At 61.0% G+C, this 26,080-nt stretch carries 30 protein-coding genes and 1 pseudogene; 16 read left to right on the top strand and 15 right to left on the bottom strand.

The features are described 5' to 3' along the window. Window positions 1-16 precede the first annotated feature (16 nt). Window positions 17-118: pseudogene (locus ACJ8MK_RS06720) on the top strand (2-oxo-hept-4-ene-1,7-dioate hydratase); the annotation flags it as partial. A 29-nt stretch (window positions 119-147) separates the two neighbouring features. Next, complete coding sequence (locus tag ACJ8MK_RS06715; protein ID WP_164268409.1) at window positions 148-285, top strand: TM2 domain-containing protein; 138 nt, start codon at window positions 148-150, stop codon at window positions 283-285. Between the two features lie 50 nt (window positions 286-335). Here ACJ8MK_RS06715 and ACJ8MK_RS06710 read toward each other — a convergent pair whose 3' ends face one another. Then, window positions 336-866: a hypothetical protein gene (locus tag ACJ8MK_RS06710; protein WP_442517600.1), complete on the bottom strand. Its 531-nt coding sequence runs from the start codon at window positions 864-866 to the stop codon at window positions 336-338. A gap of 504 nt (window positions 867-1,370) precedes the next feature. On the opposite strand from ACJ8MK_RS06710, the gene ACJ8MK_RS06705 reads away from it, so the two are divergent. Continuing rightward, entirely contained in the window at window positions 1,371-2,468 is a 1,098-nt protein-coding gene (locus ACJ8MK_RS06705) for a hypothetical protein (RefSeq protein WP_442517599.1), read from the top strand. Window positions 2,469-2,471: 3 nt separating this feature from the next. On the opposite strand, the gene ACJ8MK_RS06700 is transcribed toward ACJ8MK_RS06705, so the two are convergent. From ACJ8MK_RS06700 to ACJ8MK_RS06675, 6 genes are all read right to left on the bottom strand, one after another. After that, window positions 2,472-3,176 carry a hypothetical protein gene (locus tag ACJ8MK_RS06700; protein ID WP_033653327.1) on the bottom strand — a complete coding sequence of 235 codons (705 nt, stop codon included), beginning with the start codon at window positions 3,174-3,176 and terminating at the stop codon, window positions 2,472-2,474. Window positions 3,177-3,192: 16 nt separating this feature from the next. Next, on the bottom strand, window positions 3,193-4,368 hold the full coding sequence (locus tag ACJ8MK_RS06695) for a hypothetical protein (protein ID WP_442517598.1): 1,176 nt from the start codon (window positions 4,366-4,368) through the stop codon (window positions 3,193-3,195). Then, the gene (locus ACJ8MK_RS06690) at window positions 4,365-5,651 is read right to left on the bottom strand and encodes a hypothetical protein (protein WP_442517597.1); all 1,287 of its coding nucleotides are present in this window, start codon (window positions 5,649-5,651) and stop codon (window positions 4,365-4,367) included. The genes ACJ8MK_RS06695 and ACJ8MK_RS06690 overlap by 4 nt, the downstream gene beginning before the upstream one ends. Before the next feature lie 54 nt (window positions 5,652-5,705). Continuing rightward, a complete protein-coding gene (gene cybB, locus ACJ8MK_RS06685; RefSeq protein ID WP_079656961.1) occupies window positions 5,706-6,230 on the bottom strand; it encodes a cytochrome b561 in 525 nt (174 codons plus the stop codon). A 278-nt stretch (window positions 6,231-6,508) separates the two neighbouring features. Next, window positions 6,509-8,110 (bottom strand): ABC transporter substrate-binding protein, encoded by a 1,602-nt coding sequence (locus tag ACJ8MK_RS06680; protein ID WP_442517596.1) that lies wholly within the window; start codon window positions 8,108-8,110, stop codon window positions 6,509-6,511. A 128-nt stretch (window positions 8,111-8,238) separates the two neighbouring features. Further along, a complete protein-coding gene (locus tag ACJ8MK_RS06675; protein ID WP_033653322.1) occupies window positions 8,239-8,619 on the bottom strand; it encodes a winged helix-turn-helix transcriptional regulator in 381 nt (126 codons plus the stop codon). 84 nt (window positions 8,620-8,703) lie between these two features. Here ACJ8MK_RS06675 and ACJ8MK_RS06670 point away from each other — a divergent pair, with 84 nt between their 5' ends. Next, complete coding sequence (locus ACJ8MK_RS06670) at window positions 8,704-9,384, top strand: NAD(P)H-dependent oxidoreductase (protein WP_442517595.1); 681 nt, start codon at window positions 8,704-8,706, stop codon at window positions 9,382-9,384. A gap of 75 nt (window positions 9,385-9,459) precedes the next feature. Here ACJ8MK_RS06670 and ACJ8MK_RS06665 read toward each other — a convergent pair whose 3' ends face one another. Continuing rightward, window positions 9,460-9,708 carry a hypothetical protein gene (locus ACJ8MK_RS06665; RefSeq protein ID WP_019454278.1) on the bottom strand — a complete coding sequence of 83 codons (249 nt, stop codon included), beginning with the start codon at window positions 9,706-9,708 and terminating at the stop codon, window positions 9,460-9,462. A 192-nt stretch (window positions 9,709-9,900) separates the two neighbouring features. Between ACJ8MK_RS06665 and ACJ8MK_RS06660 the strand changes: the two genes are divergently transcribed. From ACJ8MK_RS06660 to feaR, 3 genes are all read left to right on the top strand, one after another. Continuing rightward, entirely contained in the window at window positions 9,901-10,305 is a 405-nt protein-coding gene (locus ACJ8MK_RS06660) for an Exc2 family lipoprotein (RefSeq protein WP_033647394.1), read from the top strand. 107 nt (window positions 10,306-10,412) lie between these two features. Next, the gene (locus ACJ8MK_RS06655; protein WP_049196452.1) at window positions 10,413-11,054 is read left to right on the top strand and encodes a DsbA family protein; all 642 of its coding nucleotides are present in this window, start codon (window positions 10,413-10,415) and stop codon (window positions 11,052-11,054) included. Between the two features lie 139 nt (window positions 11,055-11,193). Further along, window positions 11,194-12,093 carry a transcriptional regulator FeaR gene (feaR, locus tag ACJ8MK_RS06650; RefSeq protein WP_041033541.1) on the top strand — a complete coding sequence of 300 codons (900 nt, stop codon included), beginning with the start codon at window positions 11,194-11,196 and terminating at the stop codon, window positions 12,091-12,093. A 33-nt stretch (window positions 12,094-12,126) separates the two neighbouring features. Here feaR and ACJ8MK_RS06645 read toward each other — a convergent pair whose 3' ends face one another. Together ACJ8MK_RS06645 and leuE are read right to left on the bottom strand one after the other, a co-directional pair. After that, a complete protein-coding gene (locus ACJ8MK_RS06645; RefSeq protein WP_103798900.1) occupies window positions 12,127-13,626 on the bottom strand; it encodes an aldehyde dehydrogenase family protein in 1,500 nt (499 codons plus the stop codon). A gap of 159 nt (window positions 13,627-13,785) precedes the next feature. Continuing rightward, the gene (leuE, locus tag ACJ8MK_RS06640; RefSeq protein ID WP_342134388.1) at window positions 13,786-14,424 is read right to left on the bottom strand and encodes a leucine efflux protein LeuE; all 639 of its coding nucleotides are present in this window, start codon (window positions 14,422-14,424) and stop codon (window positions 13,786-13,788) included. A 237-nt stretch (window positions 14,425-14,661) separates the two neighbouring features. On the opposite strand from leuE, the gene ada reads away from it, so the two are divergent. Together ada and ACJ8MK_RS06630 are read left to right on the top strand one after the other, a co-directional pair. After that, window positions 14,662-15,717, top strand: coding sequence for a bifunctional DNA-binding transcriptional regulator/O6-methylguanine-DNA methyltransferase Ada (gene ada, locus ACJ8MK_RS06635; RefSeq protein ID WP_442517594.1), 1,056 nt, complete (start codon window positions 14,662-14,664; stop codon window positions 15,715-15,717). After that, window positions 15,714-16,427 carry a 2OG-Fe(II) oxygenase gene (locus tag ACJ8MK_RS06630; RefSeq protein ID WP_442517593.1) on the top strand — a complete coding sequence of 238 codons (714 nt, stop codon included), beginning with the start codon at window positions 15,714-15,716 and terminating at the stop codon, window positions 16,425-16,427. The genes ada and ACJ8MK_RS06630 overlap by 4 nt, the downstream gene beginning before the upstream one ends. Here the strand turns inward: ACJ8MK_RS06630 and tehB are convergent. After that, window positions 16,422-17,285 carry an SAM-dependent methyltransferase TehB gene (gene tehB, locus ACJ8MK_RS06625; RefSeq protein WP_197807290.1) on the bottom strand — a complete coding sequence of 288 codons (864 nt, stop codon included), beginning with the start codon at window positions 17,283-17,285 and terminating at the stop codon, window positions 16,422-16,424. The two genes, ACJ8MK_RS06630 and tehB, sit on opposite strands and share 6 nt — an antisense overlap. Window positions 17,286-17,461: 176 nt before the next feature. Between tehB and ACJ8MK_RS06620 the strand changes: the two genes are divergently transcribed. Then, complete coding sequence (locus ACJ8MK_RS06620) at window positions 17,462-18,565, top strand: DUF1615 domain-containing protein (RefSeq protein WP_049235153.1); 1,104 nt, start codon at window positions 17,462-17,464, stop codon at window positions 18,563-18,565. A gap of 53 nt (window positions 18,566-18,618) precedes the next feature. Here ACJ8MK_RS06620 and ACJ8MK_RS06615 read toward each other — a convergent pair whose 3' ends face one another. Continuing rightward, entirely contained in the window at window positions 18,619-20,298 is a 1,680-nt protein-coding gene (locus ACJ8MK_RS06615) for an alpha-keto acid decarboxylase family protein (protein WP_041033553.1), read from the bottom strand. A 674-nt stretch (window positions 20,299-20,972) separates the two neighbouring features. On the opposite strand from ACJ8MK_RS06615, the gene ACJ8MK_RS06610 reads away from it, so the two are divergent. From ACJ8MK_RS06610 to ACJ8MK_RS06595, 4 genes are all read left to right on the top strand, one after another. Then, window positions 20,973-21,401 carry a universal stress protein gene (locus ACJ8MK_RS06610; RefSeq protein WP_033647383.1) on the top strand — a complete coding sequence of 143 codons (429 nt, stop codon included), beginning with the start codon at window positions 20,973-20,975 and terminating at the stop codon, window positions 21,399-21,401. A 207-nt stretch (window positions 21,402-21,608) separates the two neighbouring features. Then, the gene (pagP, locus tag ACJ8MK_RS06605; RefSeq protein ID WP_025301698.1) at window positions 21,609-22,199 is read left to right on the top strand and encodes a lipid IV(A) palmitoyltransferase PagP; all 591 of its coding nucleotides are present in this window, start codon (window positions 21,609-21,611) and stop codon (window positions 22,197-22,199) included. Between the two features lie 126 nt (window positions 22,200-22,325). Beyond that, window positions 22,326-22,814: a DUF2501 domain-containing protein gene (locus ACJ8MK_RS06600; protein ID WP_033637239.1), complete on the top strand. Its 489-nt coding sequence runs from the start codon at window positions 22,326-22,328 to the stop codon at window positions 22,812-22,814. 50 nt (window positions 22,815-22,864) lie between these two features. Further along, complete coding sequence (locus ACJ8MK_RS06595; RefSeq protein WP_004940597.1) at window positions 22,865-23,128, top strand: putative hemolysin; 264 nt, start codon at window positions 22,865-22,867, stop codon at window positions 23,126-23,128. Between the two features lie 36 nt (window positions 23,129-23,164). Here the strand turns inward: ACJ8MK_RS06595 and ACJ8MK_RS06590 are convergent, their stop codons facing one another. Both ACJ8MK_RS06590 and ACJ8MK_RS06585 read right to left on the bottom strand, forming a co-directional pair. Next, window positions 23,165-23,689, bottom strand: coding sequence for a hypothetical protein (locus tag ACJ8MK_RS06590; RefSeq protein WP_223307172.1), 525 nt, complete (start codon window positions 23,687-23,689; stop codon window positions 23,165-23,167). Beyond that, window positions 23,631-23,921 (bottom strand): hypothetical protein, encoded by a 291-nt coding sequence (locus ACJ8MK_RS06585; RefSeq protein WP_225845530.1) that lies wholly within the window; start codon window positions 23,919-23,921, stop codon window positions 23,631-23,633. Before ACJ8MK_RS06585 ends, ACJ8MK_RS06590 begins: the two co-directional genes overlap by 59 nt. A gap of 33 nt (window positions 23,922-23,954) precedes the next feature. Between ACJ8MK_RS06585 and ACJ8MK_RS06580 the strand changes: the two genes are divergently transcribed. Further along, window positions 23,955-24,737: a DeoR/GlpR family DNA-binding transcription regulator gene (locus tag ACJ8MK_RS06580; RefSeq protein ID WP_103772629.1), complete on the top strand. Its 783-nt coding sequence runs from the start codon at window positions 23,955-23,957 to the stop codon at window positions 24,735-24,737. Between the two features lie 2 nt (window positions 24,738-24,739). Next, window positions 24,740-25,123 carry a VOC family protein gene (locus ACJ8MK_RS06575; protein WP_033647378.1) on the top strand — a complete coding sequence of 128 codons (384 nt, stop codon included), beginning with the start codon at window positions 24,740-24,742 and terminating at the stop codon, window positions 25,121-25,123. Here ACJ8MK_RS06575 and ACJ8MK_RS06570 read toward each other — a convergent pair whose 3' ends face one another. Further along, window positions 25,124-26,032, bottom strand: coding sequence for a LysR family transcriptional regulator (locus ACJ8MK_RS06570; RefSeq protein WP_033637243.1), 909 nt, complete (start codon window positions 26,030-26,032; stop codon window positions 25,124-25,126). It abuts the gene before it with no gap. Between the last annotated feature and the right edge of the window lie 48 nt (window positions 26,033-26,080).

The raw sequence follows: 26,080 nt of genomic DNA, 5'->3' as shown, positions 1-26,080 counted from the left end.
CCGCGCCGTACAGCGCCTGCATCAGGCGGAAAAGAGTCGTGAACAGATCCGCGCGCTGTCGCTCGATCATCCCGAGATCACCATCGAGGACGCCTACGCCATTCAGCGGCAGTGGGTGGGCTGGGCATTCACAAGTTTTACCTGGGGATGAAGTGGTGGGGGCTGTTCTACCTGCTGTTCTGCTGGACGGGGATCCCGGCGATTGTCGGCTTTATCGAAGGCATTATTTATCTGTTCCAATCGGAAGAGAAATTCAATCAGAAATATAATCCTGGTCTGATTTAATGCTTTGCTGACGGCGCTTCCTGTTAAGGGAAGCGCCGTTTTTCATTCCGTTACTGTTTCTTCATCATCTTGCCGCGCATTTCTTCACTCATCATTTTATTCGAGCTGGAGATCACGCAGTTATATTGCTTGCCTTGGTTAATGACCATAAAGGTGCTGACCGGATTTTTAAAATCCTTGTCGATGGTGAAATAAATATACGCCTGCGGCAGCGCGGCCGGTTTAAAGGCGCCGAAGGCATACACATCCGCCAGGCCTAGCGCGGAGAGATCGACCGTCAGTTCCATCGGCTGTTTATCGTTTGGCGATGGGAACATCGATTTGGCCGACATCATCATGGTGCTGCTGTTGATGGTGTAATCGGTTTTGACCTTCATGCCCATATATTTCGATTCCGGCATGGAAAGTTCTTTTTTGCAGGCGGCGTCGTGCTGCGGCGCCGGGCTGCCGTTTTCAATCACGGCATGCACGTGTTCCAGCGTCACTTCCGCGTTACCGGTGGTAGGCTGCGCATCGGCCGCGTAAGCCGCGCCGCTGAAGGCGGCCACAGAGGTAAGGATAATGCCTGTAACGATTTTCATTGTCGCTCTCCGGAATGCTAATAATGATATTAATTGCGGTGTGTAGCCTATTGGCCTGATAAAACGCAAAGTTACTCGTTCCGTGGAGATCAAATATCCTCGGAATTTTTATAGTAAAGAGTGTTTCACCCACGCGGTGCGCGAGGTTGGTTTAATTATCTTGAGAGCCTTGCTCTTTTGTTTTTCAGTATGTTTACCTGCATATAAAGAGTATGTCTAAACATAGTCAATGTTTAGAATATGCACAAATTATTGCGATTTTTTCCCGTTTTAATTCTTCGGTTTTTAATATGGATTTAAATATTGTATTGAGATACAGAGAGTTATCTTTTCTACGTTAAAATCACTCAGTGAAGCGTTATTTATGTGATCTTTATGGTCACAGAAATAACGCTGAAATTATTGCCTTTCTATTTAACGGCTAATTATTCATGGCATAGGCTTCAACCCCGCTAACCGCCTGCGCTAGAATCAGGCGGTTTTCTCGTGGAAAAGGATATCGCCATGGCCGCCTGGGCCCTTTTGATCGTCGGTTGGTTGTTGATTTGGCAGGATCACCTGGTTTTCGGCGTGCTGTGCATCGCGCTGTTCGCCGTGCTGCAATGGGCGAAATACGCCGCTAAAGGCGCGCAAGACCCCGAGGAGGCCGCAGAGTGGCGCAAGACCGACTGGCGTTCGCAGCCGATTGAAATGGCGCACGCCGGCGACAGCGACCGGCAGATTGGCGGCGTGGGGGAGCTGGGCATGGGCGGCCCCAGTTTTTGGACGCTGCTGCTGCGCGACGGAGCGATTGTGCATGGCGCCTGTGCGGCGCCGCAGGACGTGGACGGCGGCAGGTTGCGCCTGATCCCGACCCGCAGCCGCGAGGGTGAGGGGCTGACGGTGTACGAACCTGCCGCCCGGGCGATGTACGCGCTGCCTGCGCTGACCGATCGCGAGCTGGAAGCAGTGGCCGGCGGTTCCGCCGAGGCGCTGGCGCGGCTGCGGGCGAGCTGTCGGCAGGCGGCGGCCACGCCGCTGCGTCAGGTGCGCGGTCTGTGGGTGCCGCAGTGGGCAGAGGATCCGGCGGATCGTCTGGAGATCGCCTTGCCCAGTGGCCGCGCGCTGGCGGCGCGCTCGACGTTACCGGCGGATTTGCGCCATGCGGACGATCCTGCCGCGCTGCTGCACGCGCCGCCTTATGAGCTGTTGCTGGATAACCGGCCGACCGATCGCTTGGTGTGCGATCTCGAACGCGTGGCGGAAGCGCCGACGGGCGACGGCTTGAGCGTCGGCGGCTGCCAGTTCCGCGGCGAACATATCGTCGACGGTCTGTACCATCTCTACTTCGCCGGCGAGTGGTTCAGCCTGCTCTCCTACGCGCACAAACCGGCGGGCGGGCGCGGTTCGGACACCACCTTTTTTGTCGAGCGGGTCGAGCCGCAAGACGGCGGCGTATTCGTGATTGAATGGGATGCCTACAGCGTGGGGCCCGACGGGCGTGCGCCGCGCGTAGCGGCGCCGCCGGTATTGGTTATCGCAGTAAGCTGGCAGGACGCGCCGCTGCGGCTGCCCACGGCCAATAACCGCGTGACCGTGCGCTTGCCTAACGCCACGGCGTAAGGCTTAAGGCAGCACCCTGACTTCGCCGTTGTGCAAGGTCAGCACGGCGATCGGGCTGCCGGGGAAGCACTCCCTAAAGATCCAGTCGCTGGGCCGAAACGCCGCCGCAGGCAGCCCGGCCTGCCACTCTTCCCACTGCGGGGCCGGCTTATCCGGCGGTAAAGAGAAAGAGACCAGCCAACCCGCTTCGCAGTGCACCCTTTGGCCGCTCGGGCGGGTAAAGGTGTGCGCGCTCGCCAGCTCCATTACCGGCGGTAAAACCTCGAAGGCAATGATCGGCACGCCGGCCACGCTCTGCGGCCGAGGAAAACGCACGGCGGTCACGCCGTCCATCGTGATGGGGCTGTCTTCGGTGCCGGGCAGGCGCGGTTCCTGCCGGTTTACCCAGCTGCCTTTCGTCAGCGTGATTTCACCGAACGGTTTGGCTTCGTCGAGCGTCAGGTAGCTGCGCCGATTCCAGCGTTCTTCCGCCCGTTGGCTCTTGAGATCCTGGATGGCGATGTCGATCAGCATCAGCACGAACGCCACCGGGTAGATCGCCAGCGCCGAGGCCAGCAGATAGCCGCCCCAGGAAAGCGGCGGGCGTGGGCGGCCGCAGCGGGCAGAAGCGTAGCGCCAGCCCCACCAGGCGAGCAGGATGCCGGCGAGCAGCAGCGCCAACAACAGCGCCACCAGCCCTGCAACGCCGGCGCCATAACCTAACAGCATGGCAAGTTCCTCATGTTCACGGCGTGGTGGAACGGTAGCGAACGAAGTAGGGCAGCGCCGGGGGCTCCCCGTCATCGCCATAGTGGCTTTCCGGTTCGATCACGGTTTGGCGTGCGTCGTCGCGCCCGTTGTAGCGGTACTCCAACGGCTGGCGGTAGCGCACGTCGGATGAGCGCAGATCGAAAATCAGCGAAAGGCGCGCATCGCCGTTATCCGTTTGGGCGACCAGCTTGTCGTTGCCTGCCCACAGCTGATACAGCGATTTATCGCCGGTCTCCAGCAGCACCTTCAACTGCCCGTCGGATTGATAACGCAGGAGCTGATACAGCCCTCTTTCCAGCGTCTGTGCGATCAGGTAGATGCCGCCATCCGGGGCCTGCGCGCTTTCCGTCACGCGCACCGTGAGCCAATGCGGTTCGGCCACCTCGCCGGTTTTGCCGTTAACGGCGATGTGCAAGGCGCCGGAGCCGAGCACCGGATTCATCCAGAACAGCACGCGATCGCCGTCAACGGCGGTAAAGATCTCGGGTATGGATTTGCGCTTGCCGGAGGCGTAAGCCGTCGGTGAGTCCTCCTCGCCGCGCTCAAAACCCAGCAGCTGTCGCGCTTCCAACAGCGCCGGCAGATCCAGCGTTTGCCGCCAATGGGCGCCAAAGTCCGGGCTGTAGAATACGCCTTCGGTGCTGATGAGACACAGCGCGCGTTTACCCGGCAGCGCCACCAGTTTGCCGCCGATAAAGGAAGGCCGGTTGTCGTCGCCCTCCGGCCAAGGGATCAGCGCCCCGATGGTGCCCTGTTTCACATCGACCTGCCGGCGCCCCTTGGACAGAAAAAGCACGCACTCCTGCCCGCCGCAAACCGCATCGTGGATAGACTCGTCGAGTTCCCCCAGCATCTGCAATCCCTGCGGGCCGCTGAACAACACCTGGCTGAGATAGTTGGCCGCCCAGCCGTAAAAGCTATTGTAGGCCCCGCGCTCACTCCTTTTGCTGATGAGCAGCAGGGCGCCGTCCTGCGCCGGGTAGCTGTGGATGAGATCGTACTGGGCTATCGTCGGCAATGCTTCGTCGCTCTGGGTCCATTGCCACTGCGCATAGCGTTGTTCAGGGGCGAGGAAATAGACGCCCAACGCGCTGGCCAAAAACAGCGTCAGGATAATAAGGGGTCTTTTATAAAGCGCTAACGTCATCATTTCAGCTCCGTCACCTGATCCTGCCGCCATAACCTGCGGCGCAGATTGCGCAGGTATTTAAACGTTTTAAACGTGCGGTGCTGGTCAAAAGAGTAAAGGCGGCAGATCTGGGCGAAGCTCTCGATCAACAGCGCCAGGCCGCTGACCATCAGCATCATTAAGAGAAGAATCGGTGGCAATTCGCTGCCGAGACGCTGCAGGGTCCAGGCATCCAGGTAAAAGCCCGCCGGGGTATCGGCGTTATCCGCCACCGCCAGGCCGAGCACAAAGCACGTCACGATCGCGCCGAGAATGAAGACAACGCGCGCGCACAGGTTAAGGCCGGATTCGGTGAAGTAGCGGCGGCCGCCGATGAGGTAGGTCTGGCGATCGCGGTGGTTGATGATCCCACGCACCGTAGGCAACTCGGGGACGGTGTCGTTCTCGCAATACAGCACCTGCAGCGGATCGCCTTTGGCGATGAAAAGCGGATGTTGCCGACGAAATACCGGATGCAGTTTGGTATTGGGGACGTTGAGCGCACGGGTCGTCAACGCGAAGTGCGTCTCCTTCTGGCGCCACGCATAGGTGTCCAAATACTGCACCTGCCGCGGGATCTCATAGTGGCGGAGTTCGTAGCTCAGGGCGTTGACCGTCTCGATGCCGGAGGCCTCGACGCCGTCAGGGAGGGGAAACTCGGTTTGTTGCGTTGTGGGCACTGACGCGGCGTCTGCACTGACGGCGCGGTATCTGATGCCGGGGATTTTCAGGCTGAGCGATCCGGGCGGCGTGACGTCTTGCCCCTGCAGCACGCGATCCAGCGCCTTGAGCAGGCGCCTGCGGCCGCGATGCCCGATCAGCAGCAGCTCAGAACCGACGAACAGCACCATGCCGATGCCGACAAGGCCGGCGATGATGGCGATAAAGAACAGAACGATGGTCAACCAGGAATCTTCCCCGTCCATGATGAAAAAGGCTGCCGGAAAACCGCCGGCCAGCGCCGCGCCCAGCACCAGCAGGGCGAAGTATTTCAGCTTGTATTTCAGCGTTCTGTCGGGCTCCAGCCGGCCTTTTGTCTCGTGCAGCAGCCAGTGCAGCCAGTAGCTGCCGTCCTGCAGGCGATGGGCGCCAATCTTCACCCGATCGCCGGCGGCGAGCGTGGCCAGCAGATTTTCGCTGTCGCTGAAGTCGTCACGGTAAAAAAAGAACGTTTGGCCAGCGGCGATGATCCTCACCAGGTTGTCGGGCGCCGTCTGTTGGCAGGCACATTGTTCGACGGTCACATTAAAAAATTGGGTTTGCATGTCATTCCCTGTCAGCGGGCGTGGCCCGAAAATTCATCCCTGGCGCCAAATTATTCAGCGCTTTTTCATCAACGGCAGCATGCGCACCAGCGCATTGTCCTTGACGATGTAGTGGTGAAACAGCGCGGCGGCGGCATGCAGGCCGATCAGCCAGTAGCCGAATGACGCCAGCGTTTTGTGCCAGCCGATAATCATCCGCGCCTGCGGCCGATCGGCCACGTCGGCGAACGGCATCGGCAGGCCGAACAGATACCACTCCTTGCCGCCCAGATAGCGCGAATACACCCCCAGCACCGGCAGCGTCAACAGCAGCAGGTAAATCAGGGTGTGCGTCAGGTGCGCCAGGCCGGTTTGCCACTTAGGCGGTTTGGGCGCGATGGCGGGCGAAGGGTGGCGCCAGCGCAGGAACAGGCGGGCGATCATCAGCGCAAACACCGTTACGCCGCAGCTGAAGTGGGTGACAACCAGCACGTACCAGGGGGCGCTGCCCGGTTCGGCAAAGCCGCGCAGCTCGATGGTGACGCAGGTGATGACCAGCAGGATCGCCACCAGCCAGTGCAGGCGAATTTGCCACGGCATGTAGGTGTTCTGCACCGGGTTGCCTTTTGATGTTAAAGGGTCTGTGCGCCGATGGTAACGAAATGTTACAGGTGAGGAAAGCGCCCGTGTGCAGTTTAAGCAAAATGCCAGGGGTTAAACCGCTTGTTAAGCTATGAATTTAGTGGGCTAAGTGTTTGGCGGCAGAGGAGGCAGTTGGCATCGTAAGTTGTGAAGCTAATGGACGATAGATTCAGAGGCTGGCAGCTTATTAAGCGATGAGGCGGGTAGCGCCGCAGCCCTCGCCGCGGCGCCCGGGATCAGTTCAATTTGGCCTTGGCGAAATCGTTGCCGTTCACGTCCACCACATAGCCGCTCAGGTTGCTGCGGGTGGCGTAGAACACTTTGCCGGTGGCCAGCGGCAGCCACGGCGCCTGTTTGGCGAAGATCACCTGCGCCTGTTGATACAGCTTGGCGCGCGCCTGTGGCTGGTTCTCCAGAATCGCCTGCTGGATCAGCCGGTCATAATCCTTATCGCACCAGCGCGCCACGTTGGCGCCGCTCTGCACCCCGGCGCAGCCGAGCAGGGTGGCGAAGTTGTCCGGATCGCCGTTGTCCGACACCCAACCGTACAGCGCGCTCTGCTGTTCGCCTTTGCGCAGCCCTGCCAGATACTGGCCCCACTCCCAGGTGACGATCTTGGCCTTCACGCCCACCTTCGCCCAGTCGCTCTGGATCATCTCGGCGATGCGCTTCGAGTTCGGATTGTAGGGGCGCTGTACCGGCATCGACCAGATATCGGTCTCAAAGCCCTGCTCCAGCCCGGCCTGCTTCAGCAGCTCGCGCGCCTTCTGCGGATCGTAGGCGTATTCCGGCAGTTGATCGTTGTAGCCCAGCATGCCCGGCGGCAGCAGCGAGTTGGCCGGCGTGCCGCTGTCTTTGAACACCGCGGCGACGATCGCTTTCTTGTCCACCGCATAGCTCAGCGCCTGGCGCACCAGCAGGTTGTCGAACGGCTTTTTCTGGGTGTTGAACGCCAGATAGCCGACGTTCAGCCCGGTGATGTCGTGCAGCTGCAGGTTGCCGTCGGCCTTGATGGCGGCGAACTGTTCCGGCAGCGGCGCGGGGATAATCTGGCATTCATTGGTTTTCAGTTTGGCCAGCCGGGTTTGCGGATCAGGCGTAATCGAGAAGATCAGGTGCTTGCTGGCCACTTCGCCCTGCCAGTAGTGCGGATTGGCGATGTAGCGGATCAGCGAATCCTGTTTGTACTGCTGCAGCGCGAACGGACCGGTGCCGATCGGCCAGTTGTCGACGTATTCCGGCGTGCCCTTTTTCAGCATCGCGTCGGCGTACTCGGCGGACAGGATCGAGGCGAAATCCATCGCCCAGTCGGCGACGAAGGCGGCGTTGGGCTGGCTCAGCGTGAAGCGCACGTGATGCTCGTCCACCGCCTCCACCTTGGCGATCAGCTTGTTCAGGCCCATGTCGGTGAAGTATTCATAGTTGCCGCCGGAGACCTTGTGATACGGATTAGCGGGGTCTTTCTGCCGCATCACGGTGAACACCACGTCTTCGGCGTTGAAGTCGCGCGTTGGGGTGAAGTATTTGTTGCTGTTGAATTTCACGCCCTGGCGCAGGGTAAAGGTGTAGGTCTTGCCGTCCGGGCTGACGCTCCACTCGGTGGCCAGCGAAGGGGCGGGGGTTTTATCGCTTTCGCGCAGCGTCACCAAGCGGTTGTACAGCACCTGCGAGGTGGCGATAAAGGTCGGCCCGGAGCTGGCGAGCTGCGGGTTGAACGATTCCGGCGAGGCGACGGTGCAGTACACCAGCGCATCGGAAGCGGCCAGCGCGCCGCCCGCCGACAACAGGCCGCAGCCAGCCAGCACCAATCCGGCGATAGGGTGTTTTAAAAACGTCAAGGCAAGATCCTCAGGTGGAGTGGGCCGTTACCGGCGAATTGATTTAACTATAGATAACGGATGGCGCGACGGGGAACAAGCGTCTCACCTGCGCATTCTGTGCGCCACGCGTTGCCAGGCAAACCGCTTTAATCGGCCGCGCGCTTGCGGTCTGCATCATAGCGCTCGCGGGCGGCGTCCAACTCGGGGAAATGGTATTCCGCCCACCTGTCGAGTGCCGTCAGCGTCTCGACCAGCGAGCAGGCGACGACGCTGAGCCGGTATTCCACATGCGCCTGATTCCTTTCACTTAAATCCAAGCGTTCGAGCAGCCCGTTGCGTTCCAACTGGCGCAGCGTTTGCGTCAGCACCTTCTGTGAAATGCCGTCGATGCGGCGCAGCAGTTCGCCGTTGCGCATCGGCCGCTGCGCCAGCGCGGGCAGGATCAGCATCACCCACTTGCCGGAAATCAGCGCCAGCGCATCGCGCGCGGAGCATTTACTCGAATAGACGTCGCCGGGATAGGCCATGGGGGGTTACCTTCAGGTGCGTAATTGCCAAGGGTGCGATAAAGCCACAGCATAGCAGCACCACCTTACAGCGGGAGACACAGGATGAACGTGCTGATTGTGCTGGCTCACCCCGAGCCGCATTCTTTCAATGCCCATTTGGCCGAACAGGCGCGGCAGGCCTGGCTGGCGCAGGGGCACCAGGTGAAGACGGTTGATCTGTATCAGGAGGGGTTTGATCCGCGTGAAGGCGCAGACCATTACCCCAGCAGAAAGCAGGCGGACAGATTTGATGCGATGCAGGAGCAGCGCCATCACTGGACGACTCAGGCGCTGCCGGCGGAGATCCGGCGGCATATCGAGCTGCTGCGCTGGGCGGATACGCTGGTGCTGCAGTTCCCTTTCTGGTGGTTCGGCGCGCCGGCCATCATCAAGGGCTGGATGGATCGGGTGTTCGTTTACGGCGGGATCTACGACAGTCGCCACCGCCATGAAAACGGCGTGATGCGCGGCAAACGGGCGCTGCTGACCGTCACCGCCGGCGCCTCCGCTCAGGCCTGCGCGCCGAACGGGCGCGACGGCGATATGCGGCTGATGCTGTGGCCGATCATGCATGCGCTGCACTATATCGGCTTTAGCGTGCTGGAGCCGTTCCTGGTTTATGGCGTGCGCGGCGGGCGAGGCGCTGCAGGCGCAGAACGCCGCTTTGGCGCAGGTGACGCAGGCGTATCGGGCTGGCTTAGGCGATCTTGCCGCCTGGCCGGCGGTGCGGTTCAACCGCAATGACGATTTTGACGCCGATCTGGCGCTGAAGCCCGGTGCGCCGGTCTATAGCCCGTTCGTGCGCCACCGCGATCCGGTTTAGAAACCGGCCTTCAGCAGTTCCTCGCGCAGGTCGTCGATAATCGCCGGTTCGATGTCGGGGAACTGCTGCTGAATATCGGCGATGGCTTCGGCCACGCTCGGGCCGGCGAAGGTGCCGGAGAAGGGCAGCAGCGGCAGATTGGCGTCGCTGTCCGGCAGTTCTCCGCGGATAGTGCCGGTGATCATGCCCGCTTTTTTTTCCGCCGTGAGGTCGTACTCCCCCACGTTTTTGTCGATCGGTTTCATTGGCCGCCTCGCTGTCGGTGAGTGTTTACCCTGTCTGTTAAAGCATAGTGTTTCAGGCAATGAATACCAATCAATGTATATAATATTAATATAAAACAATGTGATGCGCGATTTGTCGTTTGACGTTCACCGGGGGCCGGCGCTATGCTCTTGGCGCTAAAGGAACCTTCCTCACTGACAGGGACAGACGACATGAAAAGACTGAAAAGCGCGGCGCTGTTGTTGCCGCTGTTGGCGCTCAGCGCCTGCACCCACCACCTCAGCAGCGCGGAGCGGCATGCCAAGCATTACGTTTATCAAACGCGCGACGACTTCGATCCGCAATTCCGCACCGATGTGAACGGCAGCATTAAAAACGCCGTGCCGATGTTTGAACAGTTCTACCAGCAGGGGAAAAAGGATCGCGCGGCGGGCGTGGCGCGCAGCGAGGCGCAGAAAAAGGCCGACTACCTGGCCAGCCCGGAATTCCAGCAGAACATGGAACACAAGACCATTTTCATCAATCGCGCCTACAGCGGCTCCGACAATCCTAAGCGTCGCCAGGTGCTGTCGCAGGAAGCGGTGGGCGCCTACTGGGACGGTTACGAAGGGCGCTGACTGAATCCCACATAAACAGAAGGTAATAAAAACTGGCCTTCTGCCGGTTATTTGATTATAAAAACCGCCGCTAAGGACGATGTTCATAATCGAAACCAGGAGTGTTTATGTTGGCAAACGTTAAGCGTTCGTTCGCCGCCGCCGTCGTATTGATGTTGGCGCTGCCCGCGGTTCAGGCCGCGGATTACCGTGCGGGCGAGCAATACACCCGGCTGGATAAGCCGGTAGCCGCCGCGCCGGCGGTGGTGGAGTTCTTCTCCTTCTACTGCGGCCCTTGCTATCAGTTCGCCGAGACCTACCGGGTAGGCAGCACCGTGGCGCAGGCGCTGCCCGCCGGTGAGAAAGTCACCAGGTATCACGTCAGCCTGATGGGCAAATTGGGCAATGAGCTGACCGAAGCCTGGGCGGTGGCGACGGTGCTGGGCGTGGAAGACAAGATTGAAGGGGCGATGTTCGACGCGGTGCAGAAACAGCGCGCCGTCAATAGCGCCGAAGATATTCAGCGGGTGTTCACGGCGGCCGGCATCGATGCCGCCACCTATGAAAACGCGCGCCACAGCCTGCTGGTCAAAGGGTTGATCGCCAAGCAGAACGAAGCGGTGAAGGCGTTCGAGGTGCGCGGCACCCCGTCGTTCTACGTAGCCGGCAAATACAAGATAGACAATGCCGGCATGGCCAGCACCAGCGTTGAAGGCTACGCCAAAGAGTACGCGGCGGTGGTGCGGCATCTGTTGGATACGCAGCCTTAAGGCGATTCCTCCTCCGGCGCCCGATGATCTGTGATCGCGGCGCCAAATCCCCGGCTCGCCATTGATTGTGTGTTAACGGATTGTTATGGTGGTTTTCTGTTCAACGGCGCAGCACCGCTGCTGTTTGAAGGGAGAGATCATGACGGCATTGGCAACGCTCCGGGACGTCGGCTTCGAAGAGTGGCTGGGGAAAATCAACACCGCCTGCGGCAGATTCTGCGCAAAAACGCTGGGGCCGGGCTTCAGCGGGGCGATGCAGGAATTCCGCGCCCATGCGCTGCGCCTGAGCGTGGTCGACGTGTCTCAAGCCCGGCTGTACCGCACGCCGCGCGAGATCGCCCGCAGCGACGGCGCGCACTTTTTCACCGTCTTCCAGCTGCGCGGCAGCGCGTTGATGGAGCAGGGCGAGAGCCAGACGGTGCTCTCTCCCGGCGACATCACGCTGATCGACGCCTCACGGCCCAGCAGCTTCACCTTCCAGCGCGATTCGCGCCAAATCTCCCTGCTGTTGCCGCGCGGCTGCCTGCCGGTGCCGCCGCCTTGTGCCCAGCGTCTCGGAGCAGAGCTCAGCGCGGTGCGCCTCAGCCGCCAGCTGGTGCTGAGCAGCATGCAGGATCCTCAACTCGCCGCGGCGGAAAGCGAGGCGGTGCTGAATGCGCTGGCGGCGCTGCTGCGCCCGGCGCTGGCGCTCGAACAGGCGCGCCCGGAGGGGCAACAGCCGGTTTTCGACAAGGCACTGGCGTTGATCGACAGGCATATTCAGTCGCCGCAGCTGCGCCCGGAATGGGTGGCGGCCGAGTTGGGGGTGTCGCTGCGCAGCCTGTATCGGCTGTTCGCCCGTCAGGGGCTGGTGGTGGCGCAGTACATCAGGAACCGCCGGCTGGATCTGTGCGCGCAGGCGCTGCGCAGCGCCGCCGGGCAGGAGAAGCTGGCCGGAGTCGGCCTCGACTGGGGGTTTGCCGATCACAGCCATTTCTCGACCGCTTTCAAGCAGCGTTTCGGCATGTCGCCGAGCGAGTACCGTCGGCAGTATCAGTAAGCCAGGGCGCGGGCCGGGCCCGCGCCGCTTCACTCAATAGCGGATGCAGACCGATTTCGACTCAGTGTAAGCGTCCAGCCAATCCGGGCCGAAATCACGGCCGCTGCCCGACTGTTTGAACCCGCCGAACGGCATGTTCGGGTCGATCAGCGTATGGGTGTTGACCCACACGGTGCCGGCATGAATGCGCGGCGTCAGCGCCATCGCCTGCTGCAGGCTGGTGGTCCACAGGCTGGCGGTCAGCCCGAAGTCGGTGTCGTTGGCCTTGCTCAGTGCCTCCTCGGCGCTCGCCACCCGAATCAGGTTGACCACCGGGCCGAACACTTCCTCGCGCGTCAGGTTCAGCCGATCGTCCGGGTTGATCACCAGCGTTGGCGGAATGTAGAAGCCGTTGGCATCCGGCCCGGCCGCGCCGCCGATAAGCTCGGCGTTTTTCGCCCGGGCGTCGTCCAGGTAGGCCGCCACCTTGTCGCGGTGCGCGAGCGACACCAGCGGGTTGATTTGCGCGCCGGTATCCATCCCCGGCCCGACCGACAGCGATTTCACCGCCTGTTCGAAACCGGCCACCAGCTGGTCATAAATCGGCGCTTCAATATAAATTCGCGAGCTGGCGGCGCACACCTGCCCCTGATTGAGGAAGCTGCCGAGCATCAGGCCTTCGATCACCTGCTGCGGATCGGCATCTTTCAGCACGATGGCCGGGTTTTTGCCGCCCAGCTCCAGCGTCACGCGGGTCAGGCGATTCGCCGCCGCGCGCGCGATACTTTTGCCCACCGGCGTGGAGCCGGTAAAGCTGACTTTGGCGATCAGCGGATGTTCGGTCAGCGCCTTGCCGCACACGGTACCGCGGCCGGTGACCACGTTGAACACGCCCGGCGGCACGCCGGCTTCGCTCGCCAGTTCGGCGATGCGCAGCAGGGTGAGCGGGGTGGTTTCCGACGGTTTGATGACGATGGAGCAGCCCGCCGCCAGCGCCGGCATCACTTTCCACATGCCGATCATCAGCGGGAAGTTCCAGGGCACGATGCCGGCGACCACGCCGATCGGCTCTTTACGGGTATAAACCTGATATTTGGCGCCCGGCGGCATCGGAATGGAGACGTCCAGCGTCTGGCCGGTGATTTTGGTCGCCAGCCCGGCGGTGTAGCGCATCCAGTTCAGGGTGCTGCCGACTTCGAAGGCGCGGGCGATGTTGATGGACTTGCCCTGTTCCAGGGTTTCCAGCTGCGCCAGCTCCTCGGCGTGCTGTTCCACCAGATCGGCGAAGCGCAGCAGGATGCGCTCGCGCTCTACCGGCAGACGCTGCGCCCAGACGCCTTCGCTGAAGGCTTTGTGTGCGGACTGCACCGCCAGCGCGACGTCGTGTTCGTTGGCGTCGGCGGTGGTGGCGATCTGCTGCCCATTGGCGGGGTTATACACCGCCAGGCGGCCTTCCGCGGCGGACGCGCGCCACTGGCCGTCGATATACAGCCCATGCTGACGATCGAGAAAACGCGACACGCTATCCAGCACGGCTACGGTATTGTCAGACATACATCCTCCGATCAGGCTCATCAGGTTATCGTTAACCCTGCAAGTCTAGATCAGCGGAAAAGCGGCGGCTTTGGTCTGCCTGACATTCGGTTTGCCCTGCGTGTCATTTTGCCGTGACGGAAGGATAAACCGCGGCCGGCGGGCGCCGGCCGGGAGGGATCACGAGCTCAGGGTTGCCAGACGGGTGGCGAAGCCGAGGAACAGCAGGCCGATGAGGCCGTTGCCGAGCTTCGCCAGGCCTTTCTTGTGGTTGAAGAAATGCGCCAGCATCGCGCCGGAGAAGATCAGCGTGCTCATGTAGATAAAGCTGACGGCTTCGAGGATCAGCGCCAAAATGGTGAACGACAGTCCGGTGTGCGCGTAGTTGAAGTCGATGAACTGCACGAAGAACGACACGTAAAACAAGATAGCTTTCGGGTTGGTCAGGCTCAGCGTCAGCGATTTGCGCAGAATGCTGTGGCCGCCTTCAATCTGCTGCTGTTGCGCCTGCGCCTTCTGCACGAAGGTGGCGTAGAGGATTTTTGCGCCGAGGAACAGCAGGTAAATCGCGCCGAGAAAACGCACCAGGGTGAACAGGAACGGCGTGGTGCGGATCAGCGAAGCCACGCCGATATAGGCGCAGAAGATCAGGATCGCATCGCCGATGAACACGCCGAGCGCCGCGGTGTAGCCGGCGCGCACGCCGCGCGATACGCCGGTTTTCAGTACGTACAGCGTATTCGGCCCCGGCAGAATGATAATGAAGATCACCCCGGCCAAATAGGTCCATAAATTCAGGACGCCAAAACTCTCTAACACAATAACCTCTCCATGCGCGCAACTAACAGGCAAAAACACTGGCCACGCCCGTGGCCGGCCGCGATCCTAACGCTGTGCAACCGGGTTGGCAACGTAATAAACTTCATGTTGTTGGTTAAAAATTGTCGAAACATTGCTGAAAACGTCGGCGCCGAATTAAAAAGCAAGAGTCGGCGTGTTTCGCCAACGGCCCGTCACTATGCTGGTTAACATCGAAACCGCAGTGAGGAACGGATGATGAAAAACGTAATCGACAGCGCCGACCCGCGCTGGCTGGCGATCGTCAGCCGCGATAAACACGCCGACGGCCGCTTTATCTATGCGGTGAAAACCACCGGCGTGTATTGCTCGCCTTCTTGCCCGTCACGCCAGCCGAACCGGCAAAACGTGGAACTGTTCGACGATGCCGAGCAGGCGGAGGCGGCGGGTTATCGGCCCTGCAAACGCTGCCGCCAGGGGCTGACGCCGTTGACAGAGCAGCATGCGCGGCAGATAGCCGAGGCCTGCCGCTATATCGAACGGGCGGAGAAAGCGCCGTCGCTGCAGGCGCTGGCGCGTCACGTCGGGTTGAGCCAATACCATTTCCACCGGCTATTCAAAGCGATCACCGGCCTGACGCCGAAAGGCTATGCCGACGCGCAGCGCAGCCAGCGCTTGCGCACCGGTCTGACGCAGCAGGAGACGGTGACCGACGCGATTTTCGACGCCGGCTATGGCGCCAGCGGCCGCTTCTACCGGCAAGCCAACGCCGCGCTGGGCATGACGCCGAAGGCCTACCGGGCGGGCGGCAAAGGCATGCGCATCCATTTCGCCGTCGGGCGCTGTTCGCTGGGTGAGATCCTGGCGGCGCAGAGCGAGGTGGGCATCTGCGCCATTCTGCTGGGGGACGATGCGCAGCGGTTGGTGCAGGATCTGCAGGACAAGTTCCCTAATGCCGAGCTGATCGGCGGCGATGCGCAGTATGAAGCGCTGATGGCGCAGGTGGTGGGGTTGATTGAAGCGCCGGAGAACGGGTTGGCGCTGCCGCTGGATATTCGCGGCACCGCGTTTCAACAGCGGGTCTGGCAAGCGCTGCAGACGATACCGGTCGGCGAAACTGTCAGCTATGCCGACATCGCCCGGCGCATCGGCGCGCCCAAAGCGGTGCGCGCGGTGGCCGGCGCCTGCGCCGCCAACGTGCTGGCGGTGGCGATCCCCTGTCACCGGGTGGTGCGCAACGACGGCGCTTTGTCCGGCTATCGCTGGGGCGTCGAGCGCAAGAAAGCCTTGCTGGAAAAAGAGGCGCAGCGATGAGCCGCTCGCTGGCGGCGCGGCTGGACGAATTGGACTGGGCGGCGATTGAACGCGAACTCGATGCGCAGGGCTGTGCGCGGTTGCCTGGCGTGCTCAGCCAAGACCTGTGCCGCGAGCTGGCGGCGCTCTACCCGCACGATGCGCACTTCCGCAGCCGTGTCGTGATGGCGCAGCACGGTTTTGGCCGCGGCGAGTACCGCTATTTCGCCTATCCGCTGCCGCTTCCGGTGGCCGAGGCGCGCAGCCTGATGTATGCGCGGCTGGCGCCGGTGGCCAACCGCTGGAATACCTTATTGGGCCTGGCGGCGCGCTATCCCGCCGAACACGAAGCCTACCTGGCCGAATGCCACCGGGCCGGCCAACGGCGGCCGACGCCGCTGCTATTGCGTTACGAAGCGGGGGATTACAACTGCCTGCATCAGGATCTGTACGGCGAGCGGGTGTTTCCGCTGCAGGTGGCGTTTTTGCTCTCCGCACCCGAACGGGACTTCACCGGCGGCGAATTCGTGTTGACCGAACAGCGGCCGCGGATGCAGAGCCGGCCGGAGGTGGTGCCGCTACAGCAGGGCGACGCGGTGGTGTTCGCCGTGCATCATCGCCCGATGGCGGGGGCTAAAGGCTATTATCGGGTCAATCTGCGCCACGGCGTCAGCCGGGTACGTTCCGGCCAACGCCACACGCTGGGGGTGATCTTTCACGACGCGCTATAGCTTGCGCGCCAGCAGGGTGGCGAAGCGCAGCGAGATACGGTTGCCGGCGGCGTCGGTCTTGTGCAGCTGGCCGACGTCCTCGTTGTATTTGAGGATCTCCCAGTCGCGATAATAATGCTTCAGCTCACCCGGGCTGAAGGTAAACGGAAACGGCAGCGGGCAGGGATAATCCTCGCTATCCATCGCCGCCACGATCAGGTTATGGCCGCCGCGAACGGTGCTGTCCTGCATGTTTTGCACGATAGGCGGAATTTGCTGGCGTTCGAGAAACATCATCACCACGGTGGACAGGATGAAGTCGTATTCGCCGCTGAAGCGGTGGGTATTGAGATCCTGCACTCCGGCGCTCAGGCGGGTCAGCTGCTCGGCGTCGATGATCTGATTGAGGCGGTCTATCGACGGCGCGTGCTTGTCCCAGGCGGTGACGTCGAAACCTTTCAGATTGAGATAGAGCGAATTGCGGCCGCCGCCGCAGCCCAGATCCAGCGCCTTGCCCGGCGCGATGCGCGCCGCCGCCTCGATCACTTCGGAGTGGGTGCGCGTCAGTTCGTATTTCTTGTGGTAGTAATCTTCCGCCGTGCAGTAAAACGCCAGCCGGCAGGTCATATCGTCCGAGAAGGAAACGATGCGATGCCACTGCTGCGGTGCGATAAACGGCGGCTGGCTTTCGGGGCTGAACTGCCAGGTCTCGGTGGTGGCGCCGTCCTCGGTCATCATGGCGAACGTCAGGCTGCCGCTCAGTACGGTGAGCTTCGCCCAGGTGCCGCTCTGGGTGTTGTGGCGCTGGCGGAAGGCCTCCGGCAGCGTGTCGCTGTTCCATTCCGGCAGGGTTTTATAGCAAAGCAGCTGCTGCTCCATAAGGGGCTCCTCTGGCTGGGCAAGCAAAGTGATTTATATGATGTATATAAAATACATTTTTATCGAGCGTTTGAACATAGCGGCCTGACGGAAAGGCGCGGCATTCTTTATACTGGATTGTGCGCGGCGGCTGGGCTAATTTCAGTGCTGTTCATGTCATCACGTTCAGGGAAAAGATGCCGATACCTCGTTTATTCCACCCGATATCCTTCCGTTTGCTGAGCCTGGCCGCGCTGCTGGCGTTGGCGGGCTGTACCAGCAAAACCACCACCACGGCGCCAACGGCGCGCCCCGCCGACGTCAAAGCCCGGCTGCTGACGCTGATCCCGGCCAACGCCGGCGATCGTCAGGGCTGGGCCACCGATATTACCGCCGCCTTCGCCGCGCAGGGCATCGAGCCGAGCGATGAGAACCTGTGTTCGGTGCTGGCGGTGACCGAACAGGAGTCGACGTTCCGGGCTAACCCGCAGGTGCCGGGGCTGCCGAAGATCGCCTGGAAGGAGATCGACCGCCGCGCCGATCAGATGCACATCCCGAACTTTTTGGTACACACCGCGTTGAAGATCTCGTCGTCGAACGGCCAGAGCTACAGCGAGCGGCTCGATAAGGTGCGCACCGAGAAGGATCTGAGCGATATCTTCGATGACATGATCGACCGCGTGCCGATGGGGCAGAAGCTGTTCGGCCATTTAAACCCGGTACATACCGGCGGCCCGATGCAGGTGAGCATCGCCTTCGCCGAGGCGCACGCCAAAGGGTACCCTTATCCGGTCGACGGCTCGATTCGCCGCGAAGTTTTCAGCCGGCGCGGCGGTATGTACTTCGGCATTATGCATTTGCTGGGATACCCGGCCGATTACAGCCGGCCGATTTATCGCTTTGCCGACTTCAACGCCGGCTGGTACGCCAGCCGAAACGCGGCGTTCCAAAACGCGGTCAGCCGGGCGAGCGCCATTCCGCTGGCGCTGGACGGCGATCTTATCGACTTCGGCAGCGACAAGCCCGGCTCGACCGAGCTGGCGGTGCGCACGCTCGGCAAGCGCCTGAACATGAGCGACAGCGCCATTCGCCGGGCGCTCGAGAAAGGCGAGACGGCCGACTTTGCCGACACCGATCTGTATAAGAAGGTCTTTGCGCTGGCGGGCGGCAAGCTGCCGCGCGAGATGCTGCCGGGCATCCAGCTGGAAAGCCCGAAAATCACCCGCAAGCTGACCACCGCCTGGTTCGCCAAACGGGTGGATGAACGCCGCCAGCGCTGTATGGCGCGCGCCGGCGGGTAACCCAAAAGAAAGCGCCGCCGGTGGCCTGAAACCATCGGCGGCGCGATCGCGCATCAGGCGCTGCGGCGCGGGTTGGTCAGGCCGAAGTTAAAGCTGTTGCAGCGGTTGCAGAACTCTTTCATCACCGGCGGCGTGTCCATCATCGGCACTTTCACCTCGATAAACGCCAGCCGATCCTGCCGTGAGGCGCGTTCCAGGGCCATTTCCAGCTGTTGTGTGGTTTCCACCGCCACGCTGAACGGCTGCGCCTGGGTATTCAATACCGCCGGCAGTTTGGCGTAGTCCCACGGGCCGATGTCGTTATAGGACGAGTTTTCGCCGAGGATATACCGCTCGATGGTGTAGCCGTCGTTGTTGATCAGGAAGATGATCGGCTTTTGCTCGCAGCGCAGCAGGGTAGACACTTCCTGCGCGGTGAGCTGGAAGGAGCCGTCGCCGATGAACAGCAGGTGACGGCGCTCAGGGGCTGCCATCAGGGTGCCGAGCAGCGCCGGCAGGGTATAGCCGATCGAGCCCCAGATCGGTTGGTTGACCACCTTGACGCCGCCGGGCATGCGCATGCCGCCGATGGCGGCGCCCGAGGTGCCGTTTTCCACCACCACCACGTCATCTGCCCGGATAAATCGCTGGATCCGTTGCCACAGATAGGCCTGGTCGATGGGGGCGTCGCTCGGCGTCGCCAGCTTTTCACGCGGATCGGGCAGCGGCGCCAGGGGCTGTACCGGCGCGTCTTCGCTCAGATCCAGCAGCGCCTGCAGCAGATCCGCCGTCGCCACCGCCGGATAGGAGGTGTTGTCCAACTTTAGCGAGAACGGCTGGATATCTACCTGAGCGGCGGCGGGAATTTGCTGCGAGAAATAGCCGGTGGTGGAGTCCACCAGACGCACGCCGAAGCTCAGCACGCAGTCCGAGTGCGCCATGCGTTCATACAGTTCGGGGCGCGACAGGTTGCCGCTGTAGCCGCCCATCCAACCGGCGGTATCTTCCGGAATGATGCATTTGGCGGTCGGCATATTGGTCAGCGGAATGGCAAAGCGGTGAGCGACCTCGATCACCAACCGCTGCAGCTGATAGCGATCCACCATTTGGTCGACCAACATGATCGGGCGCTGCGCGCGTTTTATTTTGGTTAACAGCGCCATCGCCGCTAATTGCACATTGTATTTATCGCTGGCCGGCAACTGCGGCGCCGCTGCGGCTGCGGCGATTTCAATTTCGACGTCGCAAATATCGGAAGGCAGCTGTAAATAGACCGGTTTCTTCTCTATCCAGGCGCGGGAAATAACGCGCGGAATTTCCTGCGCGGCATTTTCCGGCGTAATCAAGGCTTGAGCAACGGTGAATTGTTTAAAACAGTTCATGACGTTGTCGAAATTGCCATCGCCCAGAGTATGGTGCAATAGCTGATGATTCTTCATCGCGTGCAGCGGCGGCGTGCCGGCGATGCAGACCACCGGCGAGGATTCGGCATAGGCTCCGGCGATGCCGGACAGCGCGGCCAGATCGCCGACGCCGTAGGTGACGATCAGCGCGCCGGCGCCCTTCATTCGGGCATAGCCGTCGGCGGCGTAGGCGGCGTTCAATTCATTGCAGTTGCCGATAAACGCCAGCCGGTCATCGCTTTCCAGCAGCTCCAGCAGGCTGAGGTTATAGTCGCCGGGCACGCCGTAAATACGATCGACGTTCAGGGCGTGAAGCTGTTGTAGAATGAATGACCCGATAGTTATTTTCATTGATTGCTCCGGATTATTTATCTTTATTTTGTCAGGCGAAAATCAGCAAAAATAAATTGCTGGCGATGTTGTGTCGTTAGCATTAACAGTTATTTAAAGCGTCGGCTTGTTCAAGAGAACGTGGGCAGGCGGTAAATAGGCGGTTTGTATTCGGCGCTTTACGCGATTGGGAAATACATAAAAAGTAGGGTTATCGTGTATTGGGAGGAGGCGGTATTTTTCATTGGCGGTATATCGACAGAAAAGCGGCGGCGCATTGGCATTTATCATGATGCAGGGCGAATCATCCGGTACTTTTGACGCCGCGTTAAATCCCATTGAGCGACACAACGCTTTTTGCCTGGGAAAGAAAAACCGAAGCTGACGTGAAGGGGGATTTTGGTGATCTGCCGCACGCTTATTTCATGAAACTATTGCGCAACCATTAAAAAACAAAAAATTAACAACAATCGGTTTTTGTTCGCCCATTTTCGTCAGCTTTGCTTTACGGGGGCGGCGGTGCGCGCCACGTCGGGCCGGCGTTAAAATACGCCGTTGCGGGCGCTAAGATAACGTGGTGGCCATCACATTCCGTGGGAAGTGATACGTAAACTTTTCTCCACGTGCGCGCAGATGGCGTATACCTACCAAAGAGGGCGGTGCCCCAGTGGCACTGACTGACGGGGGAAAGAGCGATGAAAAGCTATCGACATATTCTGGTACTGATTCACGATGAGCGCGATGGGCTGCCGTTGCTGCGTCAAACGGTGGCGATGGTGCGCGGGCTGCCGATCGCCATCACCGTCGGCCACCTTAACGCCGACTATGCGGAGCTGGAGTACGGCAGCGATGCGCTGGTCAAAGATCGCCAGGCGCAGGAGGTGATCGCCGCCAAGGCGATGCTGAGCCGGTTGGTGAGTGCCGTCGATGCGCCGGTTGCGGTCAAGGAAATCGTCACCATCCGGCGCTTTAAGGACGTCAACGATTTCATTCATCAGGCCGGCATCGATCTGGTGGTGGTCGGGCACCAAAACCGCCTGTTCGGCCTCTATTCCTCATATTCTCTGGAATTTGTGAACCGTCTCGATGTCGATGTGTTGGTCAAGCATCTTGCCCGCGAGTAGCGTGCGACAAAGCGGACTTTTCCCACGGCTTTGCCGCCTTAAAGGCGATAGCATGCGGATATCGGTACAATTTGTTATGAATTATTGGGCATTTTCCGGCGCTAAACTTAACCAAAGTACAACGGGCGTTGGATAAATTAGATACAGCTTGATCTTGCCTGGGCTATCGGTAAAAATCTGCGGCCGTATTTTTACAGGAGCTTTACGATGTTTCTCAAACGGACTCTTTTGGCATGTTCTCTGGCGTTGATATTTCCTGCACTGCCTTCTTACGCTGAGGTTGGTACAGAAAGTGGCAATACCGCGCAGGCTGAAAAACCGGGTCTATGGCAGCGTTTTACCGATAACGTGGCGGAGACCTGGAACAACTCGCCTAACCACGATCTCTATATCCCGGCCATTACCTGGCACAACCGTTGGACTTACGATGATGAACATATCGATAAGTACAACGAACGCCCGTGGGGCGCCGGTTACGGCATCTCCCGCTACGACAGCGACGGCGACTGGCACGGCATCTACATCATGGCGTTCAAGGACTCCTTCAACAAGTGGGAGCCGATCGGCGGCTACGCCTACGAGAAGATCTGGCGCCCGCTGGATGACAAGGATTTCCGCCTGGGGCTTGGCTTTACCGCCAGCGTCACCGCGCGTGACAACTGGAAATACATTCCCATCCCGGCGCCGCTGCCGCTGGCCTCTATCGGCTATCAGCGGCTGACGTTCCAGGCGACCTACATTCCCGGCACCTATAACAACGGCAACGTGTTCTTCGCCTGGCTGCGCTGGCAGTTCTAAACTTCCTGAATTCCGAAAAACGGCGCGGCGGCGAGATTAAAGGAACTTGTCGCCGCCAGCGGCGTCGGAAGGGTATCCCGGCGCGCTGCGCCGATTGCATGCCGTTATTACAGGAGTTTCACCACTATGATCACCAAACATCGTTTACTGCTGGCTTTGGCGCTGTCCGCTACCCTGGCCAGCGGCGCCAGCCAGGCCGCCGGGCTGATGGATTCCCTCAGCAGCGCGGCGGGCGAACTGAGCAAGTCGGGCGGCGACAGCAGCGGCGGCATGTCGCTCTCCTCGTTGACCGGCCTGCTGAACGGTGGCGACAAGGCGTTGAGCTCCAGCAGCATGACCAATGCCGCCGGCATCCTGCAGTACTGCGTGAAAAACAACGTGCTGTCGGCTAACGGCGCCGAAGGGGTGAAAGATCAGCTGCTCAGCAAGCTGGGCATCACCAGCACCGAAAACGCCAAGAGCCAGGATTATCAGCAGGGCCTGGGCGGCTTGCTGCAGACCGGCGAAGGCAAGAGCCTGGATCTGAACAGCCTGGGCACCTCGCAGATCACCGAGAAGGTGAAGCAAAAAGCCTGCGATCTGGTGCTGAAACAGGGCAAATCCTTTATTTCATGATAAGCGAACGGCGGAGCGCTCCGCCGTTCTTTTTTGCATAAGCTGGAAAAATGAAAAAAACGTTGATGCTTTCCCTGCTGGCAGGGATGACGATGTTGCAGGGGTGTTCCGTGAAATCCAACGATGCGCCACCGCCGCCGCAGGTGAAACCGATCGGCATGGCGAACCCGGCCGACGTGTACTGCACCCAAATCGGCGGCAAGCTGAACGCCAAAGAGAATGCGGCAGGCCAGTATTCCACCTGCACCTTGCCGAGTGGGCAGGAAATTGAAAGCTGGGAGCTGTTCCGCCGCGATCATCCGGTGAAAAAGTAACCCTATGCGGCGCCGGCTTTTCCGCCCGGCGCCCGATCAGAATTGGCGATCGCCTATCGACTGCAGCTGCAGGCTGCCGTCCTTTTGTAGCGTCAGCGGCATGCGCCAATCGCGCTGTTTATCCAGGTTGAACGGCCGGGAGCGGAACATGCAGCCGGTCTTGATGTTCTTGATTTTCATCACGTGTTCCGCGTCCGCATTGATTTTCACCTCGAAGCTGCCGGCGGGCGGAATAAAGACTTCCGCCAGCTGCTGCGGCGCCGTCGGCGTTTCCAGCTTGACCAGCACCGCAAAATCGTTGCCCTGATTATCCAGCGTCAGCCGATGCAGACCGGCCGTGGGCAGCCGCGTCGGCTGATGCAGATAACCCGCTGAGGCGGGCCACGGCTGCCCGGCATTGTCATGCAGCGGCCCGCCGCACTGTTCACGCGCCTCGCGCAGCGGCATTTCGCGCTTTATTGCGCGGTTGTAATCGGCGGGGGCGGCGAGGCTGAACTCGTCGTCATATTGGTGGGCGCGCAGATAGCGCTTGGCGCCGAGCACCCCAACGGCGACCAGCATGAAGAATAAAAATATCCTCAGGCGATTTTTGAAAATCAGCCCGAACAGCTTCCCGGGGAGTTGAAACAGCCACCTTGCGATCGTCAATAACATCGTTTTCCCTTAGCGTCCAAGCCGTTACGTCTGCGGTAACTTCGCTTGCCTCAGTATAGCCAACATCCCGCAGGCGAAAATCCTGCCCGGCGATTTTTCTTTCGCTCACGGTTGTACGTTTATGTTTGTTTGTGTACATTTGTGATCACTTTAGCGTCACCGGATTGACACGATGTCCAAACTGCTACCGAATGAGCGCCACCAGGCCATTCTCGACACGCTTCGCCAACAGGGGCGGGTGCTGGCGCTGGAGATGGCGCAGCGGCTGAATACCACCGAAGCCACCATCCGCCGCGATCTGCGCCAGCTGGCGGCGCAGAATCTGTGCAAACGCATCTATGGCGGCGCGCTGGCGCCGACGCCGGCCGAGGGGCCCGTTGCGGCGCGCATGGCGCTCAGCGGCGATGAGAAGCTGGCGCTGGCGCAGACCGCGCTGGGGTTGATCGGTGAAGAACAACTGATCTTCCTCGACGCCGGCAGCACCCATCTGTATCTGGCGGATCTGTTGCCACGCGATCGGCGTTTGACGGTGGTGACCAATGCGTTGAGCATCGCCGGCAAAATGCTGGAACGGCCGGGGCTCCGCACCATTCTGATCGGCGGCGAGCTGGATGCGCAGGTCGGCGGCTGCGTGGACGCCAAAGCCGCGGAAGAGATAGACGGTTTCCATTTCGATCTGGTGTTCACCGGCATCTGCGCCTACGACCCGGACGGCGGCTTTTCCGCGCTGAGCTACCAGGACGCCACGTTCAAAAAGCGGCTGCTGACGCGTGCCGGCAGCGTAGCGGTGCTGTGTACCCGCGACAAACTCAATACCTACGCCCCTTACCCCTTCCTGCCCGCCGGGCGGGTGGATCATCTGGTGACGGTGCGCGGCGCGCACCCGCAGCTCGAGCTGCAGGTGGCGCAGGGCGGCGGCCAGGTTTGGCACAGCGATTTACCGACCGGAGAATGATGATGAAAATAGCCCATGTAGCCCTGTGGACCCGCGACATCGACGCGCAGCTGGCGTTCTGGCAGCGCTATTTCAACGCTGAGGCGGGCGAGGAGTACGTCAGCCGCAACCGGCCGGGGTTTGTTTCCCGCTTCGTCAGCCTGGCGGCCGGGCCGACGCTGGAGATCATGCGCGTGCCGACGCTGTTGCCGGCGCAGGCCCAGGAAGAGCGGGTGGGCTGGGCGCACATCGCGCTGTCGCTGGGGGATGAGCGGCAGGTCGATCGGTTGGCGCAGCGCGCGCAGCAGGAGGGCATCCTGCAGTCCGCGCCGCGCTGGACCGGCGACGGCTTCTACGAGGCCGTCATCCGCGATCCGGACGGCAACGCGATTGAAATCACCGCCTGATCACTCCTCTTCGATGCTGGTGAACTGCTCGCCCAGATAATCGAGCAGCAGCCTTACCGCCGGCAGCAGCCCGCGGCGCGACGGGTAAACCGCATGCACCACGCCGCCCTGCGGCTGCCAGCCGGGCAGCAGCTGGACCAGTTCGCCGCGCAGCATGTCGTCGCGCATCATCATCGCCGGCAGCTGAACGATGCCGGCGCCGGCGATGGCGGCGGTGCGCAGCATCAGCATGTCGTCGGTGACCAGCCGCGGCGTGTGTTCCCACTCCACCCGTTCACCCTGCGGGCCGGTCAGCCGCCATTGGTGCTGAGCGCGCGCGGGGCCGAGATCGAGCGTCGGGTATTTACGCAGGTCTTCCGGCGCGTGCGCCGGCCCGAGGGTGCGCACCAGCGCCGGGCTGGCGGCGACGCACCAGGTGCGCTGCGCCAGGATCTTCAGCACCAGATCGCTGTCTTCCAGCGGCGGCGGCCGCACGCGGATCGCCAGATCCAACCCTTCCCCCACCACGTCCACCCGGCGGTTGGTCGCTTCCAGATGCACCGTCACCTTCGGATAGTCGGCCATAAAGGCCGCCACCATGCTGCCGACGCGGGTGTGCAGGATCGCCACCGGGCAGGACATGCGCACCGTGCCGCAGGGCTCGGCGCGCGTCTGTTCGATCGCCTGCTGCGCCGCTTCCGCTTCCACCAGCATCGCCTTGCAGTGCGCGTAATAGTTTTGGCCGACCTCGGTCACCGAGAAACGCCGCGTCGAGCGCTGGATCAGGCGCACGCCCAGGCGCTCTTCCAGCAGCGCCACGCGGCGGCTGAGCTTGGATTTGGGAATGCCCAACGCCCGGCCGGCGGGGGCGAATCCCTGGTGATCAACCACGCTGGCGAAGAAAAACAGATCGTTCAGATCGGTCAGCATCCTATCCCTTATCGTTCTACCAGTAGAACGCTGAGTGTACATCTTGCC

The sequence above is a fragment of the Serratia sp. CY38905 genome (assembly GCF_052168875.1).
GTDB lineage: Bacteria > Pseudomonadota > Gammaproteobacteria > Enterobacterales > Enterobacteriaceae > Serratia > Serratia sarumanii.
Note: the sequence above shows the minus strand (reverse complement) of the source record. Positions and strands in the feature narration are given on the sequence as shown.

What these genes read in the sequence shown, in the direction of transcription:
- ACJ8MK_RS06715 (WP_164268409.1), top strand. Translation starts at nt 148, where the DNA reads ATGAAGTGGTGGGGGCTGTTCTACCTGCTGTTCTGCTGGACGGGGATC.
- ACJ8MK_RS06710 (WP_442517600.1), bottom strand. Translation starts at nt 866, where the DNA reads ATGAAAATCGTTACAGGCATTATCCTTACCTCTGTGGCCGCCTTCAGC.
- ACJ8MK_RS06705 (WP_442517599.1), top strand. Translation starts at nt 1,371, where the DNA reads ATGGCCGCCTGGGCCCTTTTGATCGTCGGTTGGTTGTTGATTTGGCAG.
- ACJ8MK_RS06700 (WP_033653327.1), bottom strand. Translation starts at nt 3,176, where the DNA reads ATGCTGTTAGGTTATGGCGCCGGCGTTGCAGGGCTGGTGGCGCTGTTG.
- ACJ8MK_RS06695 (WP_442517598.1), bottom strand. Translation starts at nt 4,368, where the DNA reads ATGATGACGTTAGCGCTTTATAAAAGACCCCTTATTATCCTGACGCTG.
- ACJ8MK_RS06690 (WP_442517597.1), bottom strand. Translation starts at nt 5,651, where the DNA reads ATGCAAACCCAATTTTTTAATGTGACCGTCGAACAATGTGCCTGCCAA.
- cybB (WP_079656961.1), bottom strand. Translation starts at nt 6,230, where the DNA reads ATGCCGTGGCAAATTCGCCTGCACTGGCTGGTGGCGATCCTGCTGGTC.
- ACJ8MK_RS06675 (WP_033653322.1), bottom strand. Translation starts at nt 8,619, where the DNA reads ATGGCCTATCCCGGCGACGTCTATTCGAGTAAATGCTCCGCGCGCGAT.
- ACJ8MK_RS06670 (WP_442517595.1), top strand. Translation starts at nt 8,704, where the DNA reads ATGAACGTGCTGATTGTGCTGGCTCACCCCGAGCCGCATTCTTTCAAT.
- ACJ8MK_RS06665 (WP_019454278.1), bottom strand. Translation starts at nt 9,708, where the DNA reads ATGAAACCGATCGACAAAAACGTGGGGGAGTACGACCTCACGGCGGAA.
- ACJ8MK_RS06660 (WP_033647394.1), top strand. Translation starts at nt 9,901, where the DNA reads ATGAAAAGACTGAAAAGCGCGGCGCTGTTGTTGCCGCTGTTGGCGCTC.
- ACJ8MK_RS06655 (WP_049196452.1), top strand. Translation starts at nt 10,413, where the DNA reads ATGTTGGCAAACGTTAAGCGTTCGTTCGCCGCCGCCGTCGTATTGATG.
- feaR (WP_041033541.1), top strand. Translation starts at nt 11,194, where the DNA reads ATGACGGCATTGGCAACGCTCCGGGACGTCGGCTTCGAAGAGTGGCTG.
- ACJ8MK_RS06645 (WP_103798900.1), bottom strand. Translation starts at nt 13,626, where the DNA reads ATGTCTGACAATACCGTAGCCGTGCTGGATAGCGTGTCGCGTTTTCTC.
- ada (WP_442517594.1), top strand. Translation starts at nt 14,662, where the DNA reads ATGAAAAACGTAATCGACAGCGCCGACCCGCGCTGGCTGGCGATCGTC.
- ACJ8MK_RS06630 (WP_442517593.1), top strand. Translation starts at nt 15,714, where the DNA reads ATGAGCCGCTCGCTGGCGGCGCGGCTGGACGAATTGGACTGGGCGGCG.
- tehB (WP_197807290.1), bottom strand. Translation starts at nt 17,285, where the DNA reads ATGGAGCAGCAGCTGCTTTGCTATAAAACCCTGCCGGAATGGAACAGC.
- ACJ8MK_RS06620 (WP_049235153.1), top strand. Translation starts at nt 17,462, where the DNA reads ATGCCGATACCTCGTTTATTCCACCCGATATCCTTCCGTTTGCTGAGC.
- ACJ8MK_RS06615 (WP_041033553.1), bottom strand. Translation starts at nt 20,298, where the DNA reads ATGAAAATAACTATCGGGTCATTCATTCTACAACAGCTTCACGCCCTG.
- ACJ8MK_RS06610 (WP_033647383.1), top strand. Translation starts at nt 20,973, where the DNA reads ATGAAAAGCTATCGACATATTCTGGTACTGATTCACGATGAGCGCGAT.
- pagP (WP_025301698.1), top strand. Translation starts at nt 21,609, where the DNA reads ATGTTTCTCAAACGGACTCTTTTGGCATGTTCTCTGGCGTTGATATTT.
- ACJ8MK_RS06600 (WP_033637239.1), top strand. Translation starts at nt 22,326, where the DNA reads ATGATCACCAAACATCGTTTACTGCTGGCTTTGGCGCTGTCCGCTACC.
- ACJ8MK_RS06595 (WP_004940597.1), top strand. Translation starts at nt 22,865, where the DNA reads ATGAAAAAAACGTTGATGCTTTCCCTGCTGGCAGGGATGACGATGTTG.
- ACJ8MK_RS06590 (WP_223307172.1), bottom strand. Translation starts at nt 23,689, where the DNA reads ATGCTGGTCGCCGTTGGGGTGCTCGGCGCCAAGCGCTATCTGCGCGCC.
- ACJ8MK_RS06585 (WP_225845530.1), bottom strand. Translation starts at nt 23,921, where the DNA reads ATGTACACAAACAAACATAAACGTACAACCGTGAGCGAAAGAAAAATC.
- ACJ8MK_RS06580 (WP_103772629.1), top strand. Translation starts at nt 23,955, where the DNA reads ATGTCCAAACTGCTACCGAATGAGCGCCACCAGGCCATTCTCGACACG.
- ACJ8MK_RS06575 (WP_033647378.1), top strand. Translation starts at nt 24,740, where the DNA reads ATGAAAATAGCCCATGTAGCCCTGTGGACCCGCGACATCGACGCGCAG.
- ACJ8MK_RS06570 (WP_033637243.1), bottom strand. Translation starts at nt 26,032, where the DNA reads ATGCTGACCGATCTGAACGATCTGTTTTTCTTCGCCAGCGTGGTTGAT.